Genomic DNA, 16,948 nt, shown 5'->3' with positions numbered 1-16,948 from the left:
GGCGGGTCATGAGGTGCCTCGCGTCCAGTCGGGAAGGGAAATGGTCCTGCGCTTCCGGGAAGATGGATCGGCGGTCGCGCTCCTTCAACGCGGTTCGCCCCGTACGGGTCCGTGCCTCATCCAATTTCGTCACAGCGTCGCCGAAGAAATCGAAGCGGCAAATTAACGAATTGTCGCTAGACACTGATTTCCATGGAATTTACCATTGCGCCAAACAGCAAGTATTAGCCTTTGGCGGGGGCATCATGACCGTAACGGGCCAGACCGTTCGAAGCCTGCTTTTGGTGTTCGCTTGGCGCGGACGCGAAACGGAGGGGGAACAGGCCGCAGAACGTTTGGCGAATGGACGTTCGACTCTGGGGAGTGCCTTCGGCATTACCCCTTTCGTTAGAAGGCTGTGCGGCGCCCTGGCGGTGCTGGCGGTGACCATGATGGCGCCGCTGCCGGCGCTGGCCGCGAAATACGCGGCGATTGTCGTCGACGCGCGCACGGGTGAGGTGCTGCACGAGGAGAACGCCGACACCCTCACCTACCCGGCGTCGCTGACCAAGATGATGACGCTCTACCTGACCTTCGACGCGCTCGACGAGGGGCGGCTGCGGCTGGATCAGGCGCTGCCCGTGTCGGCCTGGGCGGAGGCGCAGTCTCCGACCAAGCTCGGGTTGCGCGCCGGCAAGACGCTGCGGGTGGAGCAGGCGATCCTCGGGCTGGTCACCAAGTCGGCCAACGACGCCTCGGTCGTGCTGGCGGAGGCGCTGGGCGGCAGCGAGGCGAAGTTCGCCGAGATGATGACCCGCAAGGCCCGCGAACTGGGGATGCGCAACACCGTGTTCCGCAACTCCAACGGCCTGCCCAACATGGAGCAGCTGACCACGGCGCGCGACTTCTCCATCCTGTCGCGGGCGATGCTCTCCGACCACTCCCGCTACTACCCCTATTTCAGCCGCCGCGCCTTCGTCTATGGCGGGCGCAGCCTGAACAACCACAACCGGCTGATGTCGCGCTACGAGGGCATGGACGGCATCAAGACCGGCTACACGGTGGCCAGCGGCTTCAACCTCGCGGCCTCGGCGGTGCGCGACGGGCGGCGGCTGGTCGCCGTGGTGCTGGGCGGCAAGTCCGCGGCCTCGCGCGACGCCCGCATGGAGGCGATTCTCGACAAGGCGTTCGACAAGCCGAGTCGCGGGTCTGAGGCGCCGGTCGTCGCCCGCGCCGGGGACGAGGACGCGCCGCGCGCCACCGCCAAGGGCAGGCCGCCGGCCAAGCCGGAGACCATCGCGCAACTCGCCTCCACCGTCTCCACCCCCGCCGCGGTCCGCCCGCCGGCCCGCGCCCGCGACGAGGACGGCGACACGAAGGCCGACGGCTCGAAGTGGGGCGTGCAGGTCGGCGCCTTCTCCACGCGGGAGGCCAGCAACCGGGCACTGACCCAGGCGACCAAGCAGGCGCCCTTCCTGCTGCGCGCCGCCAAGCCGGCGGTGACGCCGGTGAAGGCGAACGGCTCCACCGTCTACCGCGCCCGCATGGTCGGGCTGGACGAGCGGACCGCCCGCAAGGTCTGCTCGGAGCTGACCCGCAACGGACACCGCTGCGTTACGGTGTCGCCGAACGAGAAGCTGTAAGCCGCTTCTTCCCCGCCAAAAAGAAAAGGCGCAGCCGCGGGGCTGCGCCTTTTTTTCGTGCCCGCGGAGCGGGGGCCGGTCAGGCACCCGGCTCGTTGGCGTTCGGGAAGAACAGCGAGTTGCCGTTGATCTTGTAGTCGGCGATGGCCTGCTGGCCCTCGGCGGAGACCAGCCAATCGACGAAGGCCTGCCCGTCGGCGGCCTTGACGTGGCTGAACTTGGCCGGGTTCACCAGCATGACGCCATACTGGTTGAACAGGCGCTTGTCGCCCTCCACCAGGATATCGAGGTCGCCGCGGTTCTTGAAGCTGAGCCAGGTGGCGCGGTCGGTCATGGCGTAGCCGTTCACCGCGGCGGCGGTGTTCAGCGTGGCGCCCATGCCCTGGCCGATGGCGCGGTACCAGCCGTCACCCGCCGCCGGATCGACGCCGGCGGTCTTCCACAGCGCCTGCTCCGACTTGTGGGTGCCGCTGTCGTCGCCGCGCGACACGAAGGGGGCCTTGGCGGCGGCGATGCTCTTCAGCGCCGCGGACACGTCCTTGCTGCCGCCGACCTTGGCCGGGTCGGCCTTCGGCCCGACGATCACGAAGTCGTTGTACATGACCGGCTTGCGCACGGTGCTGAAGCCCTCGGCGACGAACTTGTCCTCGGACGGCTTGTGGTGGACGAACAGCACGTCGGCGTCGCCGCGCTTGGCGATGTCGATGGCCTGGCCAGTGCCCTTGGCGACCACGCGGACCTCGATCCCGGTCTTTTCGGTGAACTTCGGCAGGATCGACTTGAACAGCCCCGAATCCTCGGTCGAGGTGGTGGAGGCCACGGTGATGAAGCGGTCGGCGGCGGTGGACGGCTGAACGGAGCCGAGCAGCAGAGCCGCCGCGGCGGCGCATCCCAGCACGAAAGAACGGCGCAGCATCGGACTATCCCTCTCCAGGTTCTTGCCCGCCTTGGTTGCGGGCTGTGGCGGCGACTATGGGAAAGTTCGAACGGCTTTGCAAATTTTCCAGAATCGCGGAAGCGGAGGCGAGTCAGGCCCGCCGCGTCTCCCGCACCATGGCGGCGGCGAGATTCACCGACAGCGACAGGATCATCAGGATGACGCCGAGGCCGAGCGCCAGCGGCAGGTCGCCCTTGCTGGTCTCCAGCGCGATGGAGGTGGTCATGACGCGGGTCACCCGGTCGATGTTGCCGCCGACGATCATCACCGCGCCGACCTCCGCCGAGGCCCGCCCGAAGCCGGCCAGCACGATGGTCAGCAGGCTCCAGCGCGCCTCCGACAGCAGGGTGAACAGGGTGGTCAGCGGCCCGGTCCCCATCACCCGCAGCAGGTCGCCATACTCCATCAGCAGATCCTCGACGATCTGGCGGGTCAGGGCGGCAACGATGGGGACGATCAGCACGGTCTGGGCCACGATCATCGCGGTCGGGGTGAATAGCAGCCCCAGCACCCCCAGCGGACCGGAGCGCGACAGGATGAGATAGACGATCAGCCCCACCACCACCGGCGGCAGCCCCATCGCCGTGTTCAGGAACAGGGTCACCGCGCGCCGCCCTGGAAAGTGGAAGGCGGCCACGGCGGCGCCCAGCGGCAGGCCGATCAGGGCCGACAGCAGGACGGCGGTCAGGCTGACGCGCAGCGACAGGGCGACGATCCCCACCAGACCGGGGTCGAAATCGGCGATCAGATGGAAGGCGGTGACGAAGGCCAGACCGAACTCATGCATAGGGGTACTCGTGCATACCAAGCGCTCGCGCGTCAAATCGGGGCCGCATCGCTTCCGTCTTGCGGGAGCCGATCATCCGCCGCTTGCCCCGGCGCGCAATCTTCCCCACTCTTCCGGTCATGGACCTCTCGGAATTCACCATAAGGCCGGACCCGGCGAATCCCAAGCTGACGGAGCGCGTTTCCGGGCTGGATCAGGACGGGCGCCCGGTGGAGGCGTCGGTCACCGTGGAACGGCCGCTGACGCTGTACCTGAACGGGCAGGAGATCGTCACCATGATGACGATCGCCGACTACCCTGATTATCTGGCGGTGGGTTATCTGCTCAACCAGAACATGCTGAAGCGCGACGACCGGATCACCGGCATCGACTACGACGAGGAGATCGACACCGTCGTCGTCCGCACCGAGCGCGCCACGAATTACGAGCAGAAGCTCAAGAAGAAGACGCTGACCTCCGGTTGCGCCCAGGGCACCGCCTTCGGCGACGTGATGGAGACCTTCGAGTCGGTGCGGCTGAACCCCGACGCGCGGCTGAAGACCTCCTGGATCTACGCTTTGTCGAAGAAGATCAACCTGACTCCCAGCCTGTACCTGGAGGCCGGGGCCATCCACGGCTGCGTGCTCTGCCAGGACGACCGCCCCCTCGTCTACATGGAGGACGTCGGGCGGCACAACGCGGTGGACAAGGTGGCGGGCTACATGCACCTGCACGACGTGCCGGCGCACGACAAGATCTTCTACACGACGGGGCGCCTGACCTCCGAGATGGTCATCAAGACGGTGCAGATGGGCATTCCGATCCTGATCTCGCGCTCCGGCTTCACCGCCTGGGGGGTGGAACTGGGACGGCAGGCCAACCTGACTATGGTCGGGCGGGCCAAGGGCAAGCGCTTCCTTGCCCTGGCCGGCACCGACCGGCTGGACTTCGACGCCGACCCGGCCGCGGTCGGGGACGAGGGCGGGCGCCACCAGCGCAAGGGGAGCCGCGATGAGGACTGAGGGCATTGCCGGCGTGCTGCTGGCCGGCGGCCTGTCGCGGCGCATGGGCGGCGGCGACAAGAGCCTGCGCACGCTCGGCGGACGCAGCATCCTGGAGCGCATCGTCGCCACGGTGCGCCCGCAGGTCGGGCCGCTGGTGCTCAACGCCAACGGCGACCCGGAGCGCTTCGCCGCCTTCGGTCTGCCGGTGGCGGCGGACGTGGTCGAGGGCTTCGCCGGACCGCTGGCCGGGGTGCTGACCGGGATGGAGTGGGCGCGGACCAACGCGCCGGACTGCCGCTGGCTGGCCAGCTTCGCCACCGACGCGCCCTTCATTCCCGGCGATCTGGTCGCGCGTCTGATGGCGGCGGTGGAGCGCGAAGGCGCCGACCTCGCCTGCGCCCGCTCCGAAGGGCAGGAGCATCCGGTCTTCGGGCTGTGGCGGGTGGATCTCGCCGACGACCTCCGCCGCGCCATGGTGGAGGAGGACATGCGCAAGGTGGACGCCTGGACGGCCCGGTACCGTCTGGCCATTGCCGACTTCGCCGCCGATCCGGTAGACCCCTTCTTCAACACCAACCGCCCCGACGATCTGGCGGAGGCGGAACGGCTGATGGCGGCGGGACTGGTCCAATGAGTGAAGCGCTGAACAGAACCGAGACGATGGACCTGGGCATCGTGCTGGAGCGCCGCAAGGGCAGCAGCGCCTGGGCGGACTGGGCGTGGCGTCCGGTCTCGGTGATCCCCGGTGCCCCGCCGGTCGACGGCCCCTGGCGGTTGCTGCGCGAAGGGGAGGGCTGGGCGCATTTCCACGCCGCGACCCTGCCGCTGGAGCTGTTCCGCAGCGACACCGAAGGCTACAAGCTGAACCTGTCGCAGGAGCCGCCGCGCCTCTGGGTCGTGCTGCGCCCGGACGAGACGGGCGAGCCGGGGGGCGTCGTGCCCTTCGTCGTCACCGCCTCCGCCCACGAATGCGAGGCCTATCAGGTCAGCGGCGTGGAGATGGTGGAGACGGTGCCGATGCCGCCGGAGGTCACGGCCCTGGTCCGCGACTTCACCGAGCAGCACCATGTGGATGTCCCCTTCGTGAAGCGCGAGCGCAAGCGGCACTTCCCGAAGCAGGGGTGATGACTTCTTGATGGGGCGTCAGCGCCGCGCCCCCTCCCGGCCTCCCCCCCGCTGACGCAGGGGGAGGAGAAAAAGCCCTCCCCTGCGCAGCGGGGGAGGGTTGGGTGGGGGCACGGTCCGGCGATCCCCGAGACACACCGACATGACCGACGAATCCTTCCTATCCCGCTGGTCCCGCCTGAAGCGGCAGCCCGTCGCCCCCGCCCCGGAACCGGCCCTGGAGCCTGTGCCGTCGCCGCTGGCCGAGGAACCGGCCGCGCAACTCCCGGTGGACGCAACGGCCGAGCCGGCCGAGACTACGCCGGACGCCGATGACCCGCTGAAGGACCTTCCTCCCGTGGAGGAGCTGACGCTGGAGTCCGACTTCACGCCCTTCCTGCGGGCGGAAGTCCCGGACGACCTGCACCGGCAGGCGCTGCGCAAGCTGTGGACCTCCGACCCGGTCTTCGCCAACGATGACGGGTTGAAGGACTACGCCGACGATTACGCCAGCCTGTTCACCGGGTCCTCGCCGGTGAAGACGCTCTACCGCGTCGGCAAGGGCTTCCTCGACGCCGCGGAAGAGGCGGCCGAGAAGGCGGAGCAAGGAGCCGGCGGGACGGCCGCGGACGGCAACGTCGATGAAGACGGGAAAGAAATCGTGGCGCTTCCCGAAGGTTCGGAGTCCGAGCAGGTTCCCTCTGCTTCGCAGGAACCGGGTATCGATATGATAAAAAGAGCATAGCGCTAATCCAGCCCAAGTCGCGGTAAGCACACTTCTGAGTCAACCTTTGTTGACAAACACCGCGAATCTGCCCTTTAATATACCAATCCTGAACGTTAAGCCCCTGATATGGCGAGGCTTTTCGCGGGTGCAATATGAGGTTGTCGGTCCAGGGCGTCTCGGGCGCCGGCCCAAGACGCCGTGAGCCTGCAACGGGCGAGCCAATGCGCCGCCGTTGTCGCGACGGGTGGGGCCGGGTGCCGGAGTTTTGCCGATCTGGTCCTTTCGTCGTGTCGGGAGGGATGAACGCCGTGTCCGTGACCGGTGAACACGATCCGTCGGCCCTGCCGCCGGAAGAGATGCAGCGGGCGCAGCTCTACGCGCTGCTGGCGCGTCTGCTTGCCCGCCCGCCCGGCGGGGAGTTCCTGGCCGCCCTGTCGGCGCTGGACAGCGACGCGAGCCCGCTGGGGCAGGCGCTGCGCGGTCTGGCCGAGGCCGCCCGCGGCACGGACGCCGCCGCGGTGGAGGAGGAGTTCAACACCCTCTTCATCGGCGTCGGCGGCGGCATCCTGTCCCCCTACGGGTCCTACTATCTCACGGGTTTCCTTCACGAAAAGCCGCTGGCCGAGCTGCGCGGCGACATGGCGCTGCTGGGCATCGCCCGCGCCGACGACGTGAAGGAACCTGAAGACCACATCGCCGCCCTGGCCGAGATGATGGCGGGTCTGATCACCGGGGCCTTCGGTGCCCCGGCCGATCTGGAGGCGCAGCGCCGCTTCTTCGACCGCCACATCGGCTCCTGGGCCGGCCGGTTCTTCACCGATCTGGAATCCACGCCGTCCGCCGCCTTCTACCGCGCGGTGGGCACGCTGGGTCACCGGTATCTGGAGGTCGAGGGCAAGGCCTTCGACATGGCGGCGTGATCGGGCGGCGTGACGGGGCGGCCCGACCGCACACCGGCACCGCCGCCGAACGGACAGCAAAACAACGAGACCGGCCCACGACAAGACCGGTCCGGAAACGCTCAAAACAAGGCCCGGAAACCGGGCGGCACATCGGTCTTCAGTCTCGGGGAAGCCGCGAAGAATAGGGTGAAGCTATGACGGACAAGAAGGAAAAGACCACGCTGGCGCGGCGCGACCTGTTCCGCGCGGCTGGATTAGGCGTCGGCGCGCTTGGCGCCGCCGCCGTGGGCGCCGTGGCGGGTGCGGAGCCGGTGCAGGCCGCCGAGCCCGCTCCCGCCCAGGGCTACCGCGAGACCGACCATGTCCGGACGGTCTACGAACTGAGCCGCTTCTAAGAAGGACCGCCGCACATGCTGACAAAGAAGAAGGCGGCTGCTTCCGGCGGCCGTTCGCTCGCCACGGCCAACGGCCGTTCGCTGTCGAAGATGGTTTCCGGCTTGACCGGTAACACCGTCGACCGTCGTTCGTTCCTCCGCACCTCGGGCATCGCCGCCGGTGGCGCCGCCATCGCCGCCACCATGCCCTTCGGTATGGTGAAGAAGGCCGAGGCGGTGACCGCCACCTCCGCCGCCGGTGCGCCGGTCAAGCTGGTCAAGAACGTCTGCACCCACTGCTCGGTCGGCTGCACGGTCACCGCCGAGGTGCAGAACGGCGTGTGGATCGGCCAGGAGCCGAGCTTCGACAGCCCGATCAACCTGGGCGCCCATTGCGCCAAGGGTGCCGCGGTGCGCGAGCACGCCCACGGCGACCGCCGCCTGCGCTACCCGATGAAGATGGTGGACGGCAAGTGGACCCGGATCTCCTGGGACCAGGCCATCCAGGAGGTCGGCGACAAGCTGCTGGCGATCCGCGAGAAGTCCGGCCCGGATTCGGTCTTCTGGCTCGGCTCGGCCAAGCACAGCAACGAGCAGGCCTATCTGATCCGCAAGTTCGCCGCCTTCTGGGGCACGAACAACGTCGACCATCAGGCCCGCATCTGTCATTCCACCACCGTCGCCGGCGTGGCGAACGTGTGGGGCTATGGCGCCATGACGAACTCGTACAACGACATCCAGAAGTCGCGCGCGATGTTCTTCATCGGCTCCAACGCCGCCGAGGCGCACCCGGTCTCCATGCTCCACATCCTGAAGGGCAAGGAGCAGAACAACGCCCCGCTGATCGTCGCCGATCCGCGCTTCACCCGCACCGCGGCCAAGGCCGACGAGTACATCCGCTTCCGCCCCGGCACCGACGTCGGCCTGATCTGGGGCATCCTCTGGCACATCTTCGAGAATGGCTGGGAGGACAAGGAGTACATCGCCAAGCGCGTCTACGGCATGGACGAGATCCGCGCCGAGGTCGCCAAGTGGACTCCGGAGGAGGTCGAGAAGGTCACCGGCGTTCCGGGCTCGCAGCTGAAGCGCGTCGCCCGCACGCTGGCCTCCAACCGTCCGGGCACGCTCGTCTGGTGCATGGGCGGCACGCAGCACCACATCGGCAACAACAACACCCGCGCCTACTGCGTGCTCCAGCTCGCGCTGGGCAACGTCGGCGTGACGGGCGGCGGCACCAACATCTTCCGCGGCCACGACAACGTGCAGGGCGCCACCGACTTCGGCGTCACCTCGGACTCGCTGCCCGGCTACTACGGTCTGGCGGAGGGCGCGTGGCGCCACTGGGCCCGCGTCTGGGACGTCCCGTACGAGGACGTACTGGCCCGCTTCAAGGACAAGAAGCTGATGGAGGCCACCGGCATCCCGGTGTCCCGCTGGTTCGACGGCGTCCTGGAAGCCAAGGAGAACATGGACCAGCCCGAGAGCATCAAGGGCATGGTCTTCTGGGGTCACGCGCCGAACAGCCAGGTCCGCCTTCCGGACATGAAGAAGGCGATGGAGAAGCTGGAGCTGCTCGTCGTCGTCGATCCGTTCCCGACGATGACCGCCGTCCTGTCCGACCGCAAGGACAACTTCTACCTGCTGCCCGCCGCCACCCAGTTCGAGACCGTGGGGTCGCGCACCGCGTCCAACCGCTCGGTCCAGTGGTGCGACAAGATCATGGAGCCGCTCTTCGAGGCGAAGACGGACCATGAGATCATGTACCTGTTCGCCAAGAAGTTCGGCTTCGCCGAGCCGATGTTCAAGAACATCAAGCTCCACGGCAACGAGCCGGACATCGAGGACACGACGCGGGAGTGGAACCGCGGCATGTGGTCGGTCGGCTACACCGGCCAGTCGCCGGAGCGGCTGAAGCTGCACATGCAGCATCAGGCGACCTTCGACAAGACCACGCTGCGCGCCAACGGCGGCCCGTGCGACGGCGACTATTACGGCCTGCCGTGGCCCTGCTGGGGCACGCCGGAGATGAAGCATCCGGGCACCGCCAACCTCTACGACACCTCCCTGCCGGTCGCCGAGGGCGGCGGCGCCTTCCGCGCGCGCTTCGGCGTCGAGCGCAACGGCGTGACGCTGCTGGCCGAGGGCTCCTACCCGGTCGGGTCGGAGATCAAGGACGGCTACCCGGAAGTCACCTACGCCATGCTCGACAAGCTGGGCTGGACTGGGGAGCTGACCGAGGCCGAGATGGCGGTCATCCGGAAGATCGGCGGCGAGAAGATCGGTGCCGTGTCCTGGACCACCGACCTGTCGGGCGGCATCCAGCGCGTGGCGATCAAGCACGGCCTGAATCCGCCGGGCAACGCCAAGGCCCGCTGCGTCGCCTGGAACTTCCCGGACCCGGTGCCGGTGCACCGCGAGCCGCTCTACACGCCGCGCCGCGATCTGGTCGCCAGCTACCCGACCTACAAGGACACCAAGTCCTGGCGCCTGCCGACGCTCTACAAGTCGATCCAGGACCGCGACGTGTCGAAGGAGTACCCGATCATCCTCACCTCCGGCCGTCTGGTCGAGTATGAGGGCGGCGGCGACGAGACCCGGTCGAACCCCTGGCTGGCCGAGCTGCAGCAGGACATGTTCGTCGAGATCAACCCGTTCGATGCCAACAACGCCGGCATCAAGGACGGCCAGATGGTCTGGGTCGAGGGTGCGGAAAAGGGCAAGGTGAAGGTCAAGGCCATGCTGACCGAGCGTGTCGGCCGCGGCGTCGCCTTCATGCCCTTCCACTTCGGCGGCCATTACCAGGGCCAGGATCTGCGCTCCAAGTACCCGCAGGGCGCCGACCCGGTCGTGCTGGGCGAGGCGGCGAACACCGCCACGACCTACGGCTACGACTCGGTCACGCAGATGCAGGAAACCAAGACCACCCTCTGCCGGATCTCGGCGGCCTGAGACGCTAGGAGTTCATCACCATGGCCCGCATGAAATTCCTCTGCGACGCGGACCGCTGCATCGAATGCAACGCCTGCGTCACCGCCTGCAAGAACGAGCACGAGGTGCCCTGGGGCATCAACCGCCGCCGCGTCGTCACCATCAACGACGGCAAGCCCGGTGAGCGGTCGATCTCGGTCGCCTGCATGCATTGCTCCGACGCGCCCTGCAAGGCCGTCTGCCCGGTCGACTGCTTCTACCAGACCGAGCAGGGCGTGGTCCTGCACAACAAGGACCTGTGCATCGGCTGCGGCTACTGCTTCTACGCCTGTCCGTTCGGCGCCCCGCAGTACCCGCAGGCCGGCAACTTCGGCACCCGCGGCAAGATGGACAAGTGCACCTTCTGCGCCGGCGGCCCGGAGGCCGACAACACGGACGCGGAGTACAAGAAGTACGGCCGCAACCGTCTGGCCGAAGGCAAGCTGCCGCTCTGTGCCGAGATGTGCTCGACCAAGGCCCTGCTGGCCGGCGACGGCGACAAGGTGTCGGACATCTACCGTGAGCGCGTGGTCGCCCGCGGCTTCGGGTCCGGCGCCTGGGGCTGGGGCACCGCCTATCAGATGAAGGCGGGGTCGTGACCGTGATCCGCCGGACTGTCTGTGCGATGGCGCTCCTTCTCGTCACCCCGCTTCTGGCGGGGTGCAACGAGGAGGAGCAGGCGCGCCCGATCCATCTGGAGAAGGGCGTCTACCGCGGCGCCGCGGACAGTCCTCTGTCCGCGGATCAGGTCCAGGCGCTCCAGCAGCGCTCGGCCGGCCAGCGTTTCTGAGAGGGCGTTTCCGATGGGCGCTGTTCTCAAGGGAAGGGCTGACGCAATGACGTCGAATCATTCCAAGGGCGTGCTGGCCAAGGGCTGGCTCCGGTCGCCGTTCCAGATCGTGCTTCTGGGCGTCGCCATGCTGGCGCTGACCCTGGTCATGGCGAACGTCTCCTCCGCCGCGGCGGCGGAGGCGTTCCCACCGGTCGCCAGCCAGCCGGCCGACGGCACCTCCAAGGCCGACATGTGGCGCGGGGTGCGCTCGGGCGAGCAGGGCTATGTCTCCATCCCCAACAAGAGCGCCGGCGTGCTGGTGCAGTCGGAAGGGGAGCTGTGGCGCTCGGTCCGCAACGGCCCGCTGTCCACCTACGGCGGCTGGGTGCTGGGTGGCATGCTGGGTCTGTTGGTGCTGTTCTTCCTGGTGCGCGGGCGCATCCGGATCGACGGCCAGAAGACCGGCCGGACCATCCAGCGCTTCAACGCCTTCGAGCGGGGCGTGCACTGGCTGACCGCCGGCAGCTTCGTCATCCTGGCCTTCACCGGGCTGAACGTGCTGTACGGGCGCCACACCGTCCTGCCGCTGCTGGGGCCGGAGGCGTTCGCCACGATGACCCAGTACGGCAAGTTTGCCCACAACTACCTGGGCTTCGCCTTCATGCTGGGCATCCTCCTCATCTTCGTGATGTGGGTGAAGCACAACATCCCGGAGCGCAACGACATCACCTGGGCGCTGAAGGCCGGCGGCCTGTTCAGCAAGGGCGTTCATCCGGCGGCGAAGAAGTTCAACGCCGGCCAGAAGGTGATCTTCTGGGCGACGGTGCTGGGCGGCGCGGCGCTGGGCTTCACGGGCGTGCAGCTGCTCTGGCCCTTCTCCTTCGCCTCGATGGCCGACATGCAGCTCTACCAGCTGATCCACGCCGCGGTGGCGGTGGTGCTGACCGCGGTCATCATCGCGCACATCTACATCGGCTCGGTCGGCATGGAAGGCGCCTTCGACGCCATGGGCACGGGCGACGTCGAACTCCAGTGGGCGCGCGAGCACCACTCGCTATGGGTTCAAGAGGTGACGGGCGAGACTCCCGGCCGTCATGGGGGCCATCACCATGGCCGCCACCGCGCGCCCGCCGAGTGAGGATCTCATCCATGCGTTCTTTCCTGATCGGCCTGCTGCTGGCCGGGGCGCTCGCCGCTCCGGCCGCCGCCCAGACCTCCGCCCCGACCTCTCCCGCGGCGAAGCCGGCGGACGAGGTGAAGCGGATCGTCGAGCAGACCTACAACGTGCAGGTCCTGCGCGTGACCGAGGCGGCGCTGGAGGACGGCACCGCCGTCTACAAGGTCGCCGCCATGATGCCGGGGACCGCCGGCAACGCTGCCTTCATGGTCAACACCCTGACCGTCGATGCGGCGACCGGCCTCGCGCTTCCGCCCTTCCGCCACCACGCGGCGGGCTACAGCCTGCCCCAGGGCGGCAGCTACGAGCCGAACCGGACCTCCAACAACCCCGCGGTCGCCCGCGGGCACACCTGGCGCTGAAATAGCCGGGCGCTAAGAACGTCCGGTGCTGATACCTGTTACCCCTGACCGGCGGCTGAGAGGCCGCCGGTCTTTTCCTTTTCGGGAGGCGGTTCGGGCATGGGAAGAGGGCGTTATCCGGGGAATCCGCCGTGCCGGACCCGTCGCCGACTGCTCGCGTTGGCCGCGGCCGCGCCAGTCCTCACCGTTCCTCTGCTGTCCCGCGCCGCCGACCTGATCGGCCATGGCGCCATGGTCAACGCCGTCGCCGTGTCGCCCGACGGCTCCCGCGTCCTGACGGGAAGCTGGGACTATTCGGCCATCCTCTGGGACCTCGCCTCCGGCTCCCAGATCGCCTCCTTTCACGAGCACGCCGCCGGCGTCACCGCCGTGGCCTTCCTGCCGGACGGCAAACGCGCCCTGACCGGCAGCCGGGACGCCGCCATCATCCTCTGGGACCTGGAGAGCGGTCGGTTGCTGCGCCGTTTCGAAGGCCACACCGGCACCGTCGCGGGTTTGGCGGTGGCGCCGGACGGCCGCGGCTTCGCCTCCGCGGGCTGGGACTTCGCCATCCGCGTCTGGGACCCGGAGAGCGCCGCCGCGCTGCGGGTGCTGGAGGGGCATGGCGCCAACGTCAACGCCGTGGCCTACACCCCGGACGGCGGGCGGTTGGTGTCCGCCGGCTACGACTTCCAGATCCGTGTCTGGGACGTGGCGACCGGGCGGGAGATGACGGTTCTGGAAGGGCATGAGGGCAGTGTGAACGGTCTGGCCCTGTCCCCCGACGGGCGGCTGGCCGCCACGGCGTCCAGTGACGAGACGGTGCGGCTGTGGGACCTGGAGGCCGGGACTCTCCTGCGGACCCTCTATGGACACAGCGGCTTCGTCACCTCCGTCGCCGTCGCGCCCGATGGCAAGGCCCTGCTGTCCGGCGGGGGCGGCGACCGGCGCGTCCGGTTGTGGGACACCGCCACCGGGCGGCAGCTCGCCTCCTTCCGCGGCCATGAGAAACCGGTCCTGGCGGTCGCCTTCACCCCGGACGGGCAGGGCGCCCTGTCCGCCGGCTACGACGCGGTGGTCCGCCATTGGGACCTGACGAGCAAGGCGGACGCGGAGCGTCCATGATCCCCTCTCCCGTCCCGGGAGAGGGTGGCCCGAAGGGCCGGGTGAGGGTAAAATCAAGAATCCAGGCGCAGTTCCTTGGCTGTACCCTCACCCTCCCGCCGCGTTGCGGCGGGTCCCTCCCTCTCCCGGGGCGGGAGAGGGGTACGGGAGGCGCGCACTGTTCCACAAGCGAGACCGCCGCCCATGACCAGCCTGTCCCACCCAGCGCCGCGCCGCGCCATCATCGACACCTGCCTCGCCATGAACGGGTCGGGCATCAACCAGGGGGCGTCGGGCAACCTGTCGGTGCGGGTGGAGGGCGGCTTTCTGATCACGCCCAGCAGCCTGCCTTACGACGAGACGGCGCCCGAGGACATCGTGGAGATGGGCTTCGACGGGAGCTATGTCGGCCGGCGGCGGCCCTCGTCGGAATGGCGCTTTCACCGCGACATCCTGAAGGCGCGGCCTGACGTGGACGTGGTGCTGCACACCCATTCGACCTTCGCCACGGCGCTGGCCGTCCATGGCCGGGGCATCCCCAGCTTCCATTACATGGTGGCTCTGGCCGGCGGCGATTCGATCCGCTGCGCGCCCTATGCCACCTTCGGCACGCAGGAGCTGTCCGACCAAGCCGTCGCGGCGCTGGAGGGGCGGCTGGCCTGCCTGCTGGCCAACCACGGCATGATCGTGTTGGGAAAGACGTTGAAGGGCGCCCTGGCCCTGGCGGTGGAGGTGGAGACGCTGGCCCGCCAGTATCTCCACGCCCATCTGCTGGGCGAGCCGGTCATCCTGCCCCCCGAGGAGATCGCGCGCGTCGCCGAGAAGATGCGCCGCATGAAGTATGGCCTGCCGCCCGACGAGGATGCCGCGCCGGAGGACACCGCACGCCCGCGTGAAGGCTGACGGCCAACGTCTCCAGGCGTCAGGAGGCCAGCTGGGCGACGGGGCGCAGGGGGGCGACGGTGACCAGCGGGCGCTTGGCAGCCCCGGCGGTGCCGACCTGGAGCGGGCGTTCCTCCGCTGGGGGCTGGTAATAGGCGGGCAGTGCCACCGTGACGCGGGTGCCCTGGCCGGGCTCGCTCGCCACCTCGATGTCGCCGCCGAGCATGGCGGCGTAATGGCCGACCAGGGTCAGGCCGAGCCCGGCACCGCGCCGCTTGGCGCCGCTGCCGCCCTGGACGAAGGGCTGGAACAGCCGGGCGGTCTGGCTGGTGGCGAAACCGCTGCCGCTGTCGGTCACGGTGAAGCGCAGCCAGGGCTCGCCGTCGCGCTCGACCCGCTCGGCGGCCAGCCGGACCGCGCCGCCCTGGGTGAACTTGCAGGCGTTGTCCAGCAGGTTGAGAAGCGCCTGCCGGACCTTGCCGAAATCCGAATACATCTGGCCGAGCGCCGCGGCCTCGGCCTGGAGCGTCACCTCGTTGCCGTTGAGGTCGGCGGCGGGCAGCGTGCGCTCCCGCGCCTCGATCAGCAGACGGTGCACGTCGAAATCCTGCAGCACGACGTCCATGTTGCCGGCCTCGATCCGGGCGTAGTCGAGGATGGCGTCGACCAGGGTCAGCATCTGTTCGCCGGTCCACTGGATCTGCTCGATGTCGGTCGCCAGCTCCCCGGCGCCCAGCCGGTGCAGCTCGCCCATCAGCGACTGGCTGGAGGCGACGATCTCGTTGAGCGGGGCGTGCAGCTCCTGCCCGATGTTCACCAGGAAATGGGTCTTCGCCTCGTTGGCAGCGTCGGCGCGCTCCTTGTCGCGCAGCAGTTGGCCGTGCCGGTCGGCGGCCTCCTGGCGCTGGCGCTCCATCTCCGCGGTGTTGTCGCGCAGGACGCGGACGGCGCGGGCCATGGCAGCCACCTCGTCCGCCCCCTCGTCCGGCGGCAGGGCGATGTCGGTCCGTCCGGCGGCGAGTGAGGTCACCGCGGCGGCCATGCCGGCGACCGGATGGGAGACCCGGCGGTTGACGAACCAGACCATCGCCAGCCCCGCCAGCGTCACCCCCAGCGCCGCCCACAGGGCGATGCGCAGCGTGCGCCAGGACTGGTCGGCCAGACCGCCGCGCAGCTCCGCCGCGACGGCGTCATTGCGCTGGCGGATTTCCGCCGCGTGGGCAGCGACGGCGGCGGCGTTCGGCGTCAGCCGCTCGGCGCGCAGCCCGTCCTCGTCGGCCAGGGAGGCCTCAATGCCGCCCAACACCCCGTCGATGCCGGCCAGCGCCGCCTCCACCTCGTCGATGGTCTGGCGGGTGCCGGGAACCCAGAGATAGCGGTTCATCTCGGCCAGCTTGGCGCGGGCGTTGCCGAGTTCGGCGCGCATGCGCAGCGAATCGCGGTCGTCGCGCCGCGCCACGTAGCGGCCGAGATGGTCCTGCATCATCAGGATGGCGACGGTCGCGTCGCCGGCCAGCGCCGCCGAATCGACGCCGCCCGCGTCCTTCAGCCGGCCCAGCCCGGCGCGGATCTGGGATATCTGCGGCTCCAGCACCGACTCGGTCAGCCGGGCGCGCTCGCCGCGCAGCGCGACCAGCGCCTCGAAGCCGCTCCAATAGGCGTCCAGCGCCGTGCGCGCGCCCTCCACCGAGCGGCGGTCGGCATCGTCCTGCACCATTCCGGCCAGGGCGGTCAGCCGCTCCAGCAGGCCGTCGCGGCGCAGCCCGGCGTCGAGCAGGCTCTGCTGGTCGCCCTCGGCCAGATGGTCACGGACCGAGACTTCCAGGTCGCGCAGCCCGATGTCCAGGTCGGCGGCGGTCTGGGAGGCGTCGGCGTAGCCAGAGAAGGTGCCGACCTCGCGGCTGACCCCGTAGAGCGAGGCCACGCCGATCAGCGCCAGCAGAAGGACCAGAGCCAGAACCACGCCGAAGCCCAGCCCGACGCGCGCAGCGAGCGTCAGCTCGTCCAGGCGGCGCAGGAGACCGAGCCCCGGAAGGGAGCGCGCGAGGCGGGCCGGGGCACCGGGGGGGGAGGGGGCGTCGCCGGACCGGGGCAGGGTTCCGTTCCGCGTCACGCCACGTCCCGTACGCGCTGTCGTTCGTAAGCCACGAGATCCGGCCGAAGGTTGCGGGCGGGAAAAGCCCGACGTTGTCAGAAACCCCTCCGTGTGCACGGACGGGTGGCGCGGATTGTAGCTTGGCGAGGCAACGGCGCAAACAGACAAGTGTGT

Annotated in this window: 17 protein-coding genes; 14 read left to right on the top strand and 3 right to left on the bottom strand. The window is 69.0% G+C overall.

Annotation, left to right across the window (positions count from 1 at the left end; translation table 11 throughout):
* Positions 1-413: 413 nt before the first annotated feature.
* Complete coding sequence (locus ACFPMG_RS17290) at positions 414-1,622, top strand: serine hydrolase (protein WP_417281706.1); 1,209 nt, start codon at positions 414-416, stop codon at positions 1,620-1,622.
* A 79-nt stretch (positions 1,623-1,701) separates the two neighbouring features.
* On the opposite strand, the gene ACFPMG_RS17285 is transcribed toward ACFPMG_RS17290, so the two are convergent.
* Positions 1,702-2,538: an ABC transporter substrate-binding protein gene (locus ACFPMG_RS17285; protein WP_376996364.1), complete on the bottom strand. Its 837-nt coding sequence runs from the start codon at positions 2,536-2,538 to the stop codon at positions 1,702-1,704.
* A gap of 112 nt (positions 2,539-2,650) precedes the next feature.
* A complete protein-coding gene (locus ACFPMG_RS17280; protein ID WP_376996363.1) occupies positions 2,651-3,346 on the bottom strand; it encodes an ABC transporter permease in 696 nt (231 codons plus the stop codon).
* 119 nt (positions 3,347-3,465) lie between these two features.
* Here ACFPMG_RS17280 and fdhD point away from each other — a divergent pair, with 119 nt between their 5' ends.
* From fdhD to ACFPMG_RS17215, 13 genes are all read left to right on the top strand, one after another.
* A complete protein-coding gene (gene fdhD / locus ACFPMG_RS17275) occupies positions 3,466-4,347 on the top strand; it encodes a formate dehydrogenase accessory sulfurtransferase FdhD (RefSeq protein WP_376996430.1) in 882 nt (293 codons plus the stop codon).
* Positions 4,337-4,963: a molybdenum cofactor guanylyltransferase MobA gene (gene mobA / locus ACFPMG_RS17270; RefSeq protein WP_376996362.1), complete on the top strand. Its 627-nt coding sequence runs from the start codon at positions 4,337-4,339 to the stop codon at positions 4,961-4,963. The genes fdhD and mobA overlap by 11 nt, the downstream gene beginning before the upstream one ends.
* Positions 4,960-5,454: a DUF3305 domain-containing protein gene (locus tag ACFPMG_RS17265; RefSeq protein WP_376996361.1), complete on the top strand. Its 495-nt coding sequence runs from the start codon at positions 4,960-4,962 to the stop codon at positions 5,452-5,454. Before mobA ends, ACFPMG_RS17265 begins: the two co-directional genes overlap by 4 nt.
* A 142-nt stretch (positions 5,455-5,596) precedes the next feature.
* Entirely contained in the window at positions 5,597-6,178 is a 582-nt protein-coding gene (locus ACFPMG_RS17260) for a DUF3306 domain-containing protein (protein WP_376996360.1), read from the top strand.
* Between the two features lie 290 nt (positions 6,179-6,468).
* Positions 6,469-7,080: a TorD/DmsD family molecular chaperone gene (locus ACFPMG_RS17255; RefSeq protein ID WP_376996429.1), complete on the top strand. Its 612-nt coding sequence runs from the start codon at positions 6,469-6,471 to the stop codon at positions 7,078-7,080.
* A gap of 176 nt (positions 7,081-7,256) precedes the next feature.
* Positions 7,257-7,457, top strand: a complete 201-nt coding sequence (locus ACFPMG_RS17250) for a hypothetical protein (RefSeq protein WP_038529100.1) — start codon at positions 7,257-7,259, stop codon at positions 7,455-7,457.
* Between the two features lie 15 nt (positions 7,458-7,472).
* A complete protein-coding gene (locus ACFPMG_RS17245; RefSeq protein ID WP_376996359.1) occupies positions 7,473-10,385 on the top strand; it encodes a formate dehydrogenase subunit alpha in 2,913 nt (970 codons plus the stop codon).
* A gap of 20 nt (positions 10,386-10,405) precedes the next feature.
* Positions 10,406-11,002, top strand: coding sequence for a formate dehydrogenase FDH3 subunit beta (fdh3B, locus tag ACFPMG_RS17240; protein WP_014239715.1), 597 nt, complete (start codon positions 10,406-10,408; stop codon positions 11,000-11,002).
* A gap of 26 nt (positions 11,003-11,028) precedes the next feature.
* Positions 11,029-11,193: a hypothetical protein gene (locus ACFPMG_RS17235; RefSeq protein ID WP_376996358.1), complete on the top strand. Its 165-nt coding sequence runs from the start codon at positions 11,029-11,031 to the stop codon at positions 11,191-11,193.
* A gap of 46 nt (positions 11,194-11,239) precedes the next feature.
* Positions 11,240-12,313, top strand: coding sequence for a formate dehydrogenase subunit gamma (locus ACFPMG_RS17230; RefSeq protein ID WP_376996357.1), 1,074 nt, complete (start codon positions 11,240-11,242; stop codon positions 12,311-12,313).
* Positions 12,314-12,324: 11 nt separating this feature from the next.
* On the top strand, positions 12,325-12,714 hold the full coding sequence (locus tag ACFPMG_RS17225) for a hypothetical protein (RefSeq protein ID WP_376996356.1): 390 nt from the start codon (positions 12,325-12,327) through the stop codon (positions 12,712-12,714).
* A 159-nt stretch (positions 12,715-12,873) separates the two neighbouring features.
* Complete coding sequence (locus ACFPMG_RS17220) at positions 12,874-13,818, top strand: WD40 repeat domain-containing protein (protein WP_376996355.1); 945 nt, start codon at positions 12,874-12,876, stop codon at positions 13,816-13,818.
* Positions 13,819-14,001: 183 nt separating this feature from the next.
* Positions 14,002-14,700: a class II aldolase/adducin family protein gene (locus tag ACFPMG_RS17215; protein WP_376996354.1), complete on the top strand. Its 699-nt coding sequence runs from the start codon at positions 14,002-14,004 to the stop codon at positions 14,698-14,700.
* Between the two features lie 19 nt (positions 14,701-14,719).
* Here the strand turns inward: ACFPMG_RS17215 and ACFPMG_RS17210 are convergent, their stop codons facing one another.
* The gene (locus ACFPMG_RS17210) at positions 14,720-16,792 is read right to left on the bottom strand and encodes a sensor histidine kinase (RefSeq protein ID WP_376996353.1); all 2,073 of its coding nucleotides are present in this window, start codon (positions 16,790-16,792) and stop codon (positions 14,720-14,722) included.
* Positions 16,793-16,948: the final 156 nt, after the last annotated feature.

Origin of the sequence: Azospirillum himalayense, from assembly GCF_042657465.1 — a bacterium.
Taxonomy (GTDB): domain Bacteria; phylum Pseudomonadota; class Alphaproteobacteria; order Azospirillales; family Azospirillaceae; genus Azospirillum; species Azospirillum himalayense.
The sequence above is the reverse complement of the archived record's forward strand: the minus strand, read 5'-3'. Positions and strand labels throughout refer to the sequence as shown.